We start from the raw sequence: 14015 nt of genomic DNA, 5'->3' as shown, positions 1-14015 counted from the left end.
GCTACTTTTTTTGTTTACCGGGAAAAATATATTCTGTACTGACTTTTCTGGTAAACAAAAAACGCTCCGCAAGGATGTAATCAGATAGAGCTTGTAAGCGTCAAATAAGTCAGTGTTTTGATGTATAACTTTTTTATGGGTAATAATTTTAAATCTTTTAGAGTTTTCAGGCGTGTAAAATCATAAGATCTTACACACCTGAAGAAATTTTTCCAGATCAGTAAATGTTGTGATCACGGGAAATCTATTTTCTTTTTCAGGGATTTTTTCCTGACTGTACCACACACCAAAGAGTCCGCAGTCACAGGCGCCCTGCACATCTTTTTTCAGATTATCTCCAATAAAAACACAGGAATCCGCAGCGCATCCGGCCTTTTCCAGACAGACCTCAAAAAAATGCGGATGGGGTTTTTCAACGCCTGTTTCCTGACTTGTGACGACAAAGTCAAGATAGGAATCAAATCCAAACTTTTTCAGCTTTTTAAACTGAATACTGGCTGTCATATCTGTTCCGATGCCGATTCGGATATGACGTGTTTTCAGCTCTTCAAGTACCTTCAGAATGCCAGGCGAAGGTTTTGCATTGGCGATCATGGTATCCCAGTAAGCATGATACATATTTTCTACATGAGGAAAAAGCGGCTGGGACAAAAGCTCTGTCATACACTGGAAACGAAGCATCCGGCTGTGAATGGCAGCGCTGTCTGTGCCAATGCGTTTTGCCATGATCTTCATAGCCTTGTCATAACAGGAACGTATCTGTTGTTCAGAAATGTGAAATTCTTTTATACAGTAGGCTGTCAGTGCTTCCATTCCAAAAAGATGCGCGCTGTCATAATCATAAAGGGTATTATCAATATCAAAAATAACGGTTTTTATCATAGCTGTTCTTCCTGTATTTTTATCTGGGACAAATTTTACAGCCCAGTTTTTTTCCGGCAGGGGTAGCGGCGCAGCCTCCGAGAGCTGTTTCACGCAGTCCGGGCGGGATCTGTCTTCCTACCTGGTACATGGTCTGAAGCATTTCATCAAAAGGGATCAGCTGTTTGATGCCGCCTAAAGAAAGCTCTGCGGCAGTAAGAGCAACTGCAACTCCGGCAGCGTTTCGTCCCTGGCACGGGCATTCCACAAGTCCGCCGATGGGATCACATACAAGCCCGAGGAAATTCATAAGAACAGATGTTGCAGCATGGAGACACTGATCCGCTGTGCCGCCCATTAGCTCCACAGCGGCTGAGGCAGCCATGGCAGAAGCCACTCCTACCTCGGCCTGACAGCCGCCTACAGCGCCTGCTACAGTGGCGTTTCTCATGGCAAGATATCCAATGGCGCTTGCATTAAAAAGTGCGTCAATGATTTCTTTATCTTCCAGCTGATATTCTTCCTGAAGAGCCAGAAGAAGACCGGGGATCACACCGGAAGAACCGGCGGTAGGAGCAGCAACGATCAGTCCCATAGTTGTGTTTGTTTCCAGAACAGCCATTGAATAGGCGATTGCTTTGGAAAGAACCGGTCCGCAGATGGAATTGCCTCCAACCCGGTGCTGGTTCACAAGCTGAGCCTCCCCTCCGATCAGACCTCCGATTGATTTTTGGGGGGACTGAATAGGAGATGTGACAGAGTCTCTCATAATCTGAAGAGAATGGTTCATTTGATCATAAATAGCTTTTTCTGTTGTTCCGCCCAGAATACACTCTCTTTTTTTCATAATTGCAGAAACAGGAAGATTGTTTGTATGGCAAAGCTCCAGAAGCTCCTGAGCATTTTTAAAATCCATGATTATATTCTCCTTTGAATTGGTATAAAAATAACATCCTGAACATTGGGATTCAGCGAGATCTGATCCTCTGCGTCATCAGGCAGCGTACCGTCAAACTCAATGATGCTGTAGGCAATGTCTCCCTTTGTTTCACGGAAAAGCTTCATAAAAGCAATATTGACATTTTTTTCACTGAGACATCCTGTAATATGAGCGAGAACTCCCGGCCTGTCATAATGAATAATGATCAGAGTGCTGTACTCTCCGGAAAAATCCACATCAATATGATTGATCCGGCTGATACGCATTTTTCCGCCGCCCAGAGATTCACCGCGGACAGAATAAGAGCGTCCGCTCTGGCAGGTAATATGGATATCCACAGTGTTTGGATGAATGTCCGGATCTTGGGCTGCCTCGATAAAGCGGTAGGAAATACCTCTTTCTTCTGCAATGGAAAAAGCCTTTGGTATACGCTTGTCGTCTGTTGAAAAACCCATGACCCCTCCAAGAAGAGCCAGATCCGTTCCGTGGCCCTTATAGGTCTGAGCAAAAGAATTATAAAGTACAAATTCCACATCCTTTACAGGGCTGTCTGCCATTTGCTGAGCAAGCAGAGCAATGGAGCAGGCGCCTGCCGTATGAGAACTGGAAGGACCGATCATTTCCGGACCCAGTACATTAAAAGCGCTGATAAATGTCATAAAAAATCCTCATCTTTCTGTATCCGTCATTTGTCTATGACTTATGTAAATAGTATTGTACCATAAATGGAAAAAAATTAATATTTATATTTTCTTTTTGAACATCAGCCCGGGGGAATATAAATATCACAGGCTGATGTTCGCATAGTATTGTTTCGTATAAAGAAAAATAAAAAAACAGTTGCATTTTTCCCGGAAATGATGCATAATAGCAGAAATGAATACAACAGGTGTAAGGGAGTAGCTAACACCGTAAAGGCGTAACAGAATCAACATCATGGCTGGGAGACCTGGTTTTGTTTGAAACAGCGAGACTTATCTTTGGGAGGAATCCTGAGATAAGTCTTTTTGTTTTTGAAAATGCAGAATCCGGGTATAATGAAAGGTAGGAGAAGTGTCAGAAAGGAGTGAACATCACACGCCGTATTCTTTGGCAGACCGGATAAAATTTTATTTGGAAATGCCCTCAGAAATAAAACAAAAGCGTGCAGAAACTCAAACATGCTGCACAGAAATGGAGGCAATATGAAAGAATATCTGTCAAGCTGTGAGGAAGTTTTAAAAGAACAGAATTCTTCCGAACAGGGACTGTCAACAGGTGAAGCACAGCAGAGACTGTCCAGATTCGGAAAGAATGAACTGGAAAAAGGGAAAAAGACTTCTCTTTTAAAGAGATTTTTAGGGGAACTTGCAGACCCGATGATCATTATCCTGATCGTGGCTGCGGCAATTTCCGGAATCACAGCTTTTTATGAAGGCGAGTCTTTTGCTGACGTTATTATTATTCTTGCAGTTGTAATTATTAATGCAGTACTGGGTGTTGTCCAGGAAAGTAAGGCAGAAGCTGCAATTGAGGCTTTACAGGAAATTGCAGCCGCTACCAGCAAGGTACTCCGTGACGGAAAAGTAGTGACACTGAAAAGTGACGAGCTTGTTCCCGGAGATGTTGTGCTTCTGGAAGCAGGAGATGCAGTTCCGGCTGACGGACGTATCATTGAAGCTGCAAGTCTGAAAATTGAGGAAGCTGCTCTCACAGGAGAATCAGTTCCGGCAAATAAAATCACAGATCTTCTTCAGCTTGGAGGAGAGAAGGACGTTCCCTTGGGAGATCGTAAAAATATGGCCTACATGGGTTCTACAGTTGTTTACGGACGCGGCAAGGTTGTCATTACCGGAACCGGTATGAACACAGAAATGGGTAAAATTGCTCAGGCTCTTTCTCAGGCAAAAGACGATGCAACACCTCTTCAGATAAAACTGAACCAGCTGAGTAAGATCCTTACCATACTTGTTATCGGTATCTGCGCAGTGATTTTTGCAGTAGGACTGTTCCGTTCAGGAATCAGCGGCGATACCATCCTCAGCACCTTTATGGTTGCAGTATCTCTTGCAGTTGCGGCTATTCCGGAAGGTCTGGCAGCGGTTGTGACCATTGTACTTTCCATTGGCGTGACAAATATGTCCAAACGCAACGCCATCATCCGTAAGCTGACTGCAGTGGAAACTCTTGGATGTACACAGATCATCTGCTCTGATAAAACAGGTACATTAACCCAGAACAAAATGACAGTTGTGGAGCATGTGGCTGACAATGAGCAGAATCTGGAGATCGCAATGGCTCTCTGTTCAGATGCAGAATACGATGCAGAAGCGGGAGAGGCAGTTGGAGAGCCTACCGAATGTGCTCTTGTAAACGATGCGGCTAAAAACGGCCTGCCAAAGACACAGTTAAAAGAAGAATACGTACGTGTGGGAGAAGCTCCTTTTGATTCCATGCGTAAAATGATGTCCACCGTTCACAAAACAAAAGAAAACCAGATCATCCAGTTTACCAAGGGTGCTCCTGACGAGGTGCTGAAATGCTGTACCCATGCGATTGTAAACGGCGCAAAGGTTCCTATGACAGAAGAGATCAGAGCATCTATTCTGAAAAGTAACAAAGCAATGGCTGACAGAGCTCTTCGTGTTCTCTGCGGCGCATGCCGTGAATGGGACAAAATGCCGGAGAGTACAGAGCCTGCATTTCTGGAACAGGAACTTACCTATCTGGGACTTTCCGGAATGATCGATCCGGTCCGTCCGGAGGTTAAGGCTGCAATCGTAGAGTGCCGTGAAGCAGGAATCCGTCCTATTATGATTACCGGAGACCATAAGGATACCGCAGTTGCCATCGGTATGGAGCTTGGAATCCTTTCCGATCCTTCTCAGGCTATCACAGGCGCACAGCTTAATGAGATCAGCGATGAGGATTTCCAGAACAGAATCGAAGAGTTTTCTGTATATGCCCGAGTTCAGCCGGAGCATAAAGTACGTATTGTAAATGCATGGAAAAAGAAAGGCATGATCACTGCCATGACCGGTGACGGCGTTAATGACGCTCCGTCCATTAAGAGCGCTGACATTGGCGTAGGTATGGGAATCACCGGAACAGACGTAACCAAAAATGTAGCCGATATGGTACTGGCAGACGATAACTTTGCAACCATCGTATCCGCAGTAGAAGAGGGACGCCGTATTTATGCGAACATCCGTAAGGCAATCCAGTTCCTGCTTGCCTCCAATCTGGCAGAGGTTCTGGCAATCTTCTTTTCTACTATGATCGGATTTACTATACTGAAACCGGTACATCTTCTCTGGATCAACCTGATTACAGACTGTTTCCCTGCTCTGGCTCTCGGACTTGAAAAGAGCGAAGCAGACATTATGAAGAAAAAGCCTCGTGATCCGAAAGAAGGTATTTTTGCCGGAGGAATGGGATTTGACGTATTTTTCCAGGGCGCCGTTGTAACTGTTCTTGTTATGATCTCCTATCTGGTAGGTCACAGAATCGAATCCGGCGCATGGGAATTTGTAAACAGTGCAGACGGAACAACCATGGCATTCCTTACCCTTTCTATGGTGGAAATTTTCCATTCCCTTAACATGAGAAGCCGCCGGGGATCTATCTTTAAACTGAACAGCCATAATAAATTCCTGTATGGTGCAATGGTTGTTTCCCTGATCCTGACAACAGTTGTAATCGAGGTTCCGTTTATTGCAAAAGCATTCCAGTTTACACCAATTGATTTCACGGAATACGTGATCGCTCTTGGCCTTGCAGTTCTGATCATCCCGATCATGGAGATCGTGAAGGCTGTACAGAGAAAACTGGGGAAATAAAGTATCTTAACTATTTGACAGCGCTCACTTTTCAGTGGGCGTTGTTTTTATGCAATAATTTGTGGATTACTAATTATGCATAATTTAAACAGCAACCTTAAAATTGGACAAAATTAATAAATTATGAAAAAATTATTGACTATATAAGAAAAAATGGGTTATAATACAAATGTATGTTATGAAAAAGAATATCTAAAATTGAATATTAGTTTTCGAATTTTTCAAGGGGGGGGGTAAAAGCGATGTATGAAAAGAAAGCAACAGGATGGCTGAAGCACGCCGATTTTATCATAATTGATATTATGTGTTTGGAGCTGTCTTTTTTATTGGCATTTTATATACGCCAGGGAGGAGGAAATCCTTTTACTAGTATATATTATAGAAGCATGTTTTTCATTCTGGATTTTGCGCAGATATTTGTTACATTATTTTTTGACACGTTTCAGGGAGTGATTAAGCGAGGGTATTATCTGGAATTCACAGCAGTTCTTCGCCATGTGATTTTGATTACAGGTCTGTCTGCACTGTTTCTGGTTGTTACACAGAGCAGTGAGGAATATTCCCGTACGATTTTTATTTTGACAGCAGTGATTTATGCAGTTACAACTTACGCGGCGCGAAGCTGGTGGAAGCATGTACTTGCCAGAAGAAGAACAGAAGGTATCGGTAATCAATCGCTCCTTATTGTTTCCTCCAAATCATATCTGAATAAGGTTGTGGAGCAGCTTACATCCAATAATTATGCAGGGTATCACATTGCGGGTATTGCTGTTGTGGATGCTCAGTGGAAAGGAAGTACTATTCAGGGGATTCCTGTTGTGGCTGATGCTTCTGATATGGCAGAGTATTCCTGCAGAGAATGGATTGACGAGGTTTTTCTGTGTCTTCCATTGGAAGACGAAGAGACGGAAAAAATACAGGAACAGTTTCTTACAATGGGAATTACTGTCCACCTTGCAGTTGCAGGTGGTCATACGAAATCGAATAATAAGCAGTCTGTGGAGCAGATTGGAGGCTACACAGTGATTTCCAGCAGCCTGAATATGACCACAAAAAAACAGCTTCTTCTGAAACGTATGATAGATATCTGCGCTGGCCTGGCAGGCTGTCTGATGACAGTGCTTTTGACAGCGATTGTAGGACCAATGATTTATTTAAAATCACCGGGCCCCATCTTTTTTGCACAGGAGCGTATCGGCAAAAACGGTAAAAGGTTTAAGATGTACAAATTCCGCAGTATGTATATGGATGCGGAGGAACGCAAAAAAGAACTTATGAAACAGAATCGCGTCCAGGATGGTCTGATGTTCAAGATGGAAAATGACCCCAGGATCATTGGCAGCGAAAAAGGACCGGGCAAAGGAATCGGGAACTTTATCCGAAAGACTTCTATTGATGAGTTTCCACAGTTTTGGAATGTGCTGAAAGGTGAGATGAGTCTGGTGGGAACAAGACCGCCGACAATTGATGAGTGGGTGAAATATGACCTTCACCACAGAGCGCGCCTTGCAGTTAAGCCAGGGATTACCGGTATGTGGCAGGTAAGCGGACGAAGTGATATCACGGATTTTGAGGAGGTTGTCCGTCTGGATACCGGATACATAGAGAATTGGAGTATTGGTCTTGATATCAGGATATTGCTGCAGACAGTAAAAGCCGTATTTAAGGGCGAGGGATCTATGTAAAAATCGTTACATAAATTATGAAAATAAGATAGAGGTTTTATGGTAGATATACATGCGCACATTCTTCCAGGGCTGGATGATGGAGCCAGATGTATGGAGGAAGCACTGGAAATGGCATCAATTGCTGTGAATCAGGGAATCAGCCATATGGCGGCTACCAGTCATGGAAATTACTATCCTTACATGATAGAGGAATACTGGAGTGAGTTTCAGAAGCTGCAGGAAGCATTGGAGGAGGAAAAAATCCCTCTGAAACTTTATCCGGGAATGGAAATATTTGTGGATGAAGCCATATGGGAGGCCTTGGCGCAGAAGCAGCTTCTGACTTTGAATAACACAAATTATCTTCTGGTAGAGTTTCCTTTTGAGGAAAATCCGGAGATAGTGATTTCCAGTCTGGCTCGTCTGAAACAGAGTGGGTATCGGTGCATTTTGGCGCATCCGGAAAGATATCTTTTTATGCAGAGAGATGAGGAGCTTGCCTGGTATCTGGCTGATCAGGGGTGTGCCCTGCAGATCAATGCGGGCAGTCTCCTGGGCAGCTTTGGCCGGAAAAGCGAACAGCTTGCGAAGCAAATGCTGGATTCGGGTATTATAAGCGTCATTGCTACGGATACACATGATACAGACATTCGTCCGCCTCATATGAAAGTGTTGGTAAAACAGCTTCAAAAAAATTATCCGGATTTATATGTACGACTGTGGATGTCAGAAAATCCAAGCCGTATTTTAAAAGGGCTTCCGGTAATACAGTAAATACAGATTAAAGGAGCAGCTAATGAAAAAAGCAAGAATCATACTGGCAATTTTATGCATGGCTACAGTCTTTGGAGGATATCAGTATTACGAAAAAAAGCAAACAGATATTGATACAGAAGGCCCGGTTTTAAAGGCATCTGAAGAAGAGATAAAAGTCAGTATCAAGGCTACAGAAGAAGAACTGAAAAAAGGAATCACAGCCCGGGATGAAAAGGACGGAGATGTGACAGACAGCATTGTTATTGAAAGTATTGAAAAATCAGCAAAAGGTGAAAATAATTCTTTCCTTATAACATATGTTGCTTTTGATAATTCCAGTAATATAGGAAGGCTTACCAGAAAGCTGACGTATTCTGATTACAGGAAGGCACATTTTTCTATTAGCTCGCCATTGCGTTTTCCGGAAAATCAGCAATTATCTTTGTTTGATTATATTGAGGCGGAAGACTGCATTGACGGTGATGTAACTCCGTTTATCACTCTGGAAGGAGATGAAAGTCTTCTTGGGGGAGAGCCTAAGGCTGGACTTTATGACTGTACGATTAATGTAACAAACAGCATTGGAGATAAAACTTCCCTGCCTGTACAGGTGGAGATTTATGCGGACAGCTATGAAGAGAGGAGTCTCCGCCCGTCTATCGCACTTAAAGAAAATCTGATTTATCTGAAAAAGGGAGAGGCTTTTGATCCTAATGCATATCTGGATTATGTAAATGATGGGGGTGTCTGTAAGATTGACTATGGCCCAATGGTTTCTGTATTTGAAAATAATGAGTGGAAAGATGTCACAGAACAGATAGCAAACGGGTCAGAGCTTGGATGGGTAAATATCTCTCAGATTGGTATTAATTCTGATGTAGATACAAATACTCCTGGGACTTATAATGTAGTATATACTTATACAGCGCCGAAAACAGGCTATGACTGCACTGCCCATTTGATGGTAGTAATAGAGTAGGAGGGCATGATGAACGCAGCAAGAAACCGACAGAATACAGGATATATTTCTCTGGACATAGGCTATTTGGTCAGAAGAGTACTCAGGACATTATTTGTAACTCTCATGTGTGCAGTTATGGCAGGGATAGGAGCATATATCGTTATGGATACCTATATGCAGGATACTTATACTGCCAATATTCAGTTGACTGTTCTGCCCCGGGATAATAATGCGGGCAGATTATCACAATATAATATTGACAGTGCAATTACCAGAAATGTCAACGTGCTGAACAGCGATACTTTGCAGGAAAAGATAAAAAAATCTGAAGTTGCAAAGGGAGTCACAGGGACAGTGGCAGCGGTTCAGATTCCGGGCACAAGCCTGATTTCCCTAAGCGCCACAGCCTCTTCAGCAGAACAGGCATTTCGGCTTTTGAAGGCAGCAACAGAAAGTTATCCGGAACTGGCAGGATATTTCGAGTCTGGATATGTGGTGAAAAATCTGAGCAACTTTTCAGCTAATAATATTGTGAAAAATCAGGTTTCCCCTTTGAAGTATGCCTGTGTTGCAGCAGCGCTGGTTCTTATGGCAGGTGTGGGGCTTACAGTATTAATTGCAATGTTTTCTGATAAGATCTACAGTCGGGAGCAGGCAGCTGATCTTCTTGATATGGATATCCTCGGTGTTCTTCATCGTGTGAAAAAACGGAAAGGACAGAAGGGACTTTTGATTTCAGATCCTATGGCTGATCCGTCTTTTATAGAAGAGATGGACAGGCTGGCAACATATTTTCAACAAAAAATGGATCACAGGGGATTAAAGACTGCAATCATTTCCAGTATTCATGAGAATGAGGGAAAAACAACTCTGGCGGCGAATCTTGCTCTGAGTCTTGCGGTCAGAGGAAAAAAAGTAGCCCTTATTGATGGAGACCTTCGGAAGCCGGCTATGGCAAAGATCTTTGAGAAAGAAGTACAGGAGGGAAGTTCTGTATCTGATCTTTTGGAGGGTAAGGTTGGTCTGAAAGAGGTAATGAGACATTCCAGGAAATATAAAGGTCTGATTTATGTATGGCAGAAGCAGCCGGTTCCGGAAGCAGACCAGCTTTTGAGCAACGGTCGTCTTAAGTCGGTTCTTCATGTATTCCAAAAACATGTGGATTATGTGATTATTGATACACCTCCTATTGGAATTGTCCGTGACACAGAGATTCTTGCAGGAACTGCAGAAGCGGTGATTCTTTCTGTAAAGCAAAGTGGAGAAAAAGCCGCGGTGCTGAATGACGTGACAGACCTTTTGGAAGAGACTGGAACTACAGTGATCGGCGGGGTAATTAATATGGCGCAGGGAACTGGTAGCCGAAAGAAACACCGTTACGGAAAGTATTACTATGGCTACGGAAACAGAAGGAATGGAGACAAATAAATGTATACAGAAAATCAGAATAATATGGAGCAATATGAAGATGATGAAATTGTACTGGATCTGAGTGGTCTCTTGGAGGACTATATCCGTTGTCTGAAACGATGTTGGCTTCAGCTTCTTCTGGTGCTTTTGACTGTGACCGCTTTGACAGTTGCGTATTTTAACAGAAGCTATGAGCCTTTTTATGAAGCAAAGCTTACTTATGCAGTGGAAAGAACCGGGGATGCGGCAACAGATGCGTCCATTGCCAAACGTCTCAGTTCATCTGTTTCATCTGTTACAGCGCTTGAAGAATTCAGACAGGATCTGACAGAAAATATTCAGGAAAAAAGTCTGAATGATAATTATCAGTTTTCCTCTGTTAATACAGAAGGGTCTAATCTTTTTACTGTTTATTTAAAAACAAATAATTATAAAAATACAAATCTTCTTATAGAAAACTTTAAAGATGTGTATCCGAAATGGGCGTCTGAAATTACCGGAACGGTAGAACTTCAGATTGCGGATGAGTCTCTGGCCGGAAAGAACCCATCCAACCCCTATTCTCTTCCTAAATCAGCTGCAATGGGATTACTGGCAGGAGCTGCTCTTTGTTTTGTGATTGCTACTGTCTATGCTTTTACTACAAAGACAGTACGAAGAGAAAGCGATATGAAAAAACTGACAGTGAAAGGCTGTGTTGCCATGATTCCGGAAGCCCGGCAGAAAAAGAGGAGGAACGGTAAAAAAGCACAGCTTCTGATTACCAATAAACATGTAGATTGGGGATTTAAGCAGGCAGTTCTGGCCGCACAGAACAGGATTGAACGTCAGATGGAAAAAGAAAACAAGCATGTTCTTCTTGTGAGCAGTACGATTCCTGAGGAGGGAAAAAGTCTGATGGCGCTGAACATAGCTCTGGGATTTTCCATGCAGGATAAAAAAGTGCTTGTAGTTGACGGGGATTTTCGAAATCCTTCCATTGGCAAAATTCTGGGATTAGAAGAGAATCATCATGGACTGGCGGATTATTTTAAACAGAAATGTTTCCTGAATGATATTATACAGTCAAAAAATAATCTGGATGTGATCTGTGGCGGAAGTGTCCGTGACAAGGCTTCCTCTGTTTTGAAACAAAAAGAAATGGAGCATTTGATGGAGGCTCTGGTAAATGACTATGATTATATAGTGATAGATACCCCGCCTTCGGCGCTGTTCACAGATGCTACGCTTTTGTCAGAATATGCGGATTCTGTACTTTATGTGGTACGTCATGACAGAGCAATTACAAGAGAAATTAAGGATGGACTTGAGCCTTTTATCAGAAATGAGAAGCTTTTGGGCTATCTGATCAACCGTAAACCGGGCGGTTATTCCACATATGGGAGATATGGTAAATACAGCAGCTATAAGCAGTACGGAAAATATAAACGCTATATAGACCTGGATGAAAAAACCATGGACACCGAGGACTCACTGTAAGGAGGCGTGAAATGAAAAAAAGGATACTGGCAGCAGTTGTACTGCTTCTGGCAGCGGGCGTTTCTCTGTGGATTGCGCTGCAGTCTCTGGAGGGAGTAAACCAGAAGATGGAGATTTCATCCAATACTCAGATAACTATGGAGAAAAAGGCAACACCAACACCGGAGACTACGCCGACACCGAAACCGCAGCCGTCATCAACACCAACACCGGAGCCTTCAGATCCGGCGATTCCGGTTCTGACACTTGCCTCAGATACCCTGGAAATATCAGTGGGACAATCCTTTGACGTGGTTTCTCAGGTTGCCGATATCACAGATGACAAGGATGACAGGTCTTCTTTGTTCCGGAGAATTCGTGTAAAGGGTGTATTTGATATTAACATACCAGGGGAATACACACTGGAATATTATGTAACAGACGCAGATGGCCATGAGAGCCAGCACAAACAGCTGAAGTTGATTGTCAAAGCTTCATAACAGAAATAGAGGTAAGAATTGAAAATATTAAGTGATTTTGGCAAAGGACTGGATACGCTGTCCTCAGAAATTCAGGCTGTACCCTCATGGGTTTATCTTGCAGCAGTGATTCTGATTCTGAGCTGCCTGGTTTTTTATGGACTGGTGATTCCCAGACTTCACATACCTTCAGAGAAAAAGATTTTCTGGAGAAGAGCCTGTGTCTGGGGACTGACAGTCATTTATATGGTGTGTGTGTTGCTGATCACCATTCTGACCAGAGAAAGCTCAGAGCTGTACAGGATGAATCTTGCACCGCTGAATGGTTTTCGGGACTTTGATCATATTAACCGGGAGCTGATTCGGGACGGGGCAAATCTTTTGCTGTTTGTACCGCTGGGAATCGGATTTGCATGGCAGCATGGAAAAAAAAGAATTTTTCTGCATAGTCTGGGATTTTCCTTTGGATTCAGTCTGGCAGTAGAGCTGTTCCAGTTGGGAGGAAAATTTGGAATCTTTGATGTGGACGATCTGATCTTTAATACTCTGGGTGGGCTTCTGGGTGCAGTGCTTGTATGGATTTGGAGAAAAGCTTTCCGAAAGAAAAGGGCATATTTGATTGCTGTCAGAGTGGCGCTTGTTTTTCTGCTGGTCCTTGTAGTTGGTGCAGGAGGCGCTTTTGGCGCTTACCATTATCTGCGAACAAGCGGGGCCGAGAAGCTTCAGGGCAATGTCAGCACAGTGGCATTAAGCATGGAATCCCGTGAGGAGGGAACAATACCTGCCAATAGAGAGACGGATCTGATCTATCATAACGGAAAGGCCTACAGATTTAATGAAGAAATGATCACTCTGCTTTTTATGGGAATCGATCAGAGAAGCGAGGAAGTAGAACAGATTCTGGGGATTTCCGGGGAAAGCGGGCAGGCAGACACAATCTTTCTGGTGGCAATGAATCCGCTGAATGATAAGATCAAGGTGATTGCTGTTTCCAGAGACACCATGACGGAGATTCCAATTTTTGACGCCAGAGGTAATTATCTGGGAGAAGAAAAGAATCATCTTGGTCTTGCTTATGCTTTTGGCGATGGCAGAGAGAAAAGCTGTCAGTATATGGTGGATGCAGTATCTCGGCTGTTTTACGGAATCCCAATTAACGGATATGCTGCTTTTAATATGTCGGCCATTGCAACGATCAATGATGCTGTTGGAGGAGTTACAGTTACAGTTCCCGAGGATCTGAGTTCTGTAGATCCACTTCTCACAAAAGGAGCTACAGTTACTCTTAAGGGAAACAGCGCCTTTTACTTTGCCAAGTGGAGAAACACAGCCATTCATGACAGCAATACTCTTCGTATGAATCGTCAGAAGATTTATCTGGAAAACTTTTTTAAGCAGGCGGTAAAAGCTGTACAGAAGGATTATACACTCCCAGCCACTTTGTATCAGGAGCTCTCCCAGCAGATGGTAACGGATATCAGTCTTGACAAAGCAGTTTATCTTTCCACAGAGGCTTTAAATATGACCTTTGGAGGAGAGGACCTGATAGCACTGAAGGGAACTGCAGTACAGGGAAGTGTTTATGATGAATATAAGGTGGATGACGATGCTCTGTATGAATTGATTCTGGATGTATTTTATATTGAGCAAGAGGTGAAAAAATAG

11 protein-coding genes are annotated in these 14015 nt (G+C 43.2%); 8 read left to right on the top strand and 3 right to left on the bottom strand.

Annotated features, from left to right (window positions below):
• Nucleotides 1–180 precede the first annotated feature (180 nt).
• From NSA57_RS15790 to sdaAB, 3 genes are read right to left on the bottom strand one after another with little or no spacing between them, the layout of a single operon-like run.
• Nucleotides 181–882, bottom strand: coding sequence for an HAD family hydrolase (locus NSA57_RS15790; protein ID WP_173752182.1), 702 nt, complete (start codon nt 880–882; stop codon nt 181–183).
• A 19-nt stretch (nt 883–901) separates the two neighbouring features.
• Nucleotides 902–1777 (bottom strand): L-serine ammonia-lyase, iron-sulfur-dependent, subunit alpha, encoded by an 876-nt coding sequence (gene sdaAA, locus NSA57_RS15785; RefSeq protein ID WP_257465389.1) that lies wholly within the window; start codon nt 1775–1777, stop codon nt 902–904.
• Nucleotides 1778–1779: 2 nt separating this feature from the next.
• Nucleotides 1780–2460, bottom strand: coding sequence for an L-serine ammonia-lyase, iron-sulfur-dependent subunit beta (gene sdaAB, locus NSA57_RS15780; RefSeq protein WP_147600158.1), 681 nt, complete (start codon nt 2458–2460; stop codon nt 1780–1782).
• A 525-nt stretch (nt 2461–2985) separates the two neighbouring features.
• On the opposite strand from sdaAB, the gene NSA57_RS15775 reads away from it, so the two are divergent.
• The 8 genes from NSA57_RS15775 to NSA57_RS15740 all read left to right on the top strand — a co-directional run bounded on the left by NSA57_RS15775 (nt 2986) and on the right by NSA57_RS15740 (nt 14015).
• On the top strand, nt 2986–5619 hold the full coding sequence (locus NSA57_RS15775) for a cation-translocating P-type ATPase (protein ID WP_173752178.1): 2634 nt from the start codon (nt 2986–2988) through the stop codon (nt 5617–5619).
• A 242-nt stretch (nt 5620–5861) separates the two neighbouring features.
• Nucleotides 5862–7304, top strand: coding sequence for a sugar transferase (locus NSA57_RS15770; RefSeq protein WP_257465388.1), 1443 nt, complete (start codon nt 5862–5864; stop codon nt 7302–7304).
• 39 nt (nt 7305–7343) lie between these two features.
• The gene (locus NSA57_RS15765) at nt 7344–8060 is read left to right on the top strand and encodes a tyrosine-protein phosphatase (RefSeq protein WP_257465387.1); all 717 of its coding nucleotides are present in this window, start codon (nt 7344–7346) and stop codon (nt 8058–8060) included.
• 22 nt (nt 8061–8082) lie between these two features.
• On the top strand, nt 8083–9021 hold the full coding sequence (locus NSA57_RS15760) for a hypothetical protein (RefSeq protein WP_257465386.1): 939 nt from the start codon (nt 8083–8085) through the stop codon (nt 9019–9021).
• A 9-nt stretch (nt 9022–9030) separates the two neighbouring features.
• A complete protein-coding gene (locus NSA57_RS15755; RefSeq protein ID WP_257465385.1) occupies nt 9031–10431 on the top strand; it encodes a polysaccharide biosynthesis tyrosine autokinase in 1401 nt (466 codons plus the stop codon).
• A complete protein-coding gene (locus NSA57_RS15750; RefSeq protein WP_257465384.1) occupies nt 10432–11892 on the top strand; it encodes a tyrosine-protein kinase family protein in 1461 nt (486 codons plus the stop codon).
• A gap of 11 nt (nt 11893–11903) precedes the next feature.
• On the top strand, nt 11904–12371 hold the full coding sequence (locus NSA57_RS15745; RefSeq protein WP_257465383.1) for an immunoglobulin-like domain-containing protein: 468 nt from the start codon (nt 11904–11906) through the stop codon (nt 12369–12371).
• Nucleotides 12372–12389: 18 nt separating this feature from the next.
• Nucleotides 12390–14015 carry an LCP family glycopolymer transferase gene (locus tag NSA57_RS15740; protein ID WP_257465382.1) on the top strand — a complete coding sequence of 542 codons (1626 nt, stop codon included), beginning with the start codon at nt 12390–12392 and terminating at the stop codon, nt 14013–14015.

This window comes from Blautia caecimuris (assembly GCF_024622975.1).
In the GTDB taxonomy this organism is placed as follows: Bacteria; Bacillota; Clostridia; order Lachnospirales; family Lachnospiraceae; genus Blautia_A; species Blautia_A caecimuris.
The sequence above is the reverse complement of the archived record's forward strand: the minus strand, read 5'-3'. Positions and strand labels throughout refer to the sequence as shown.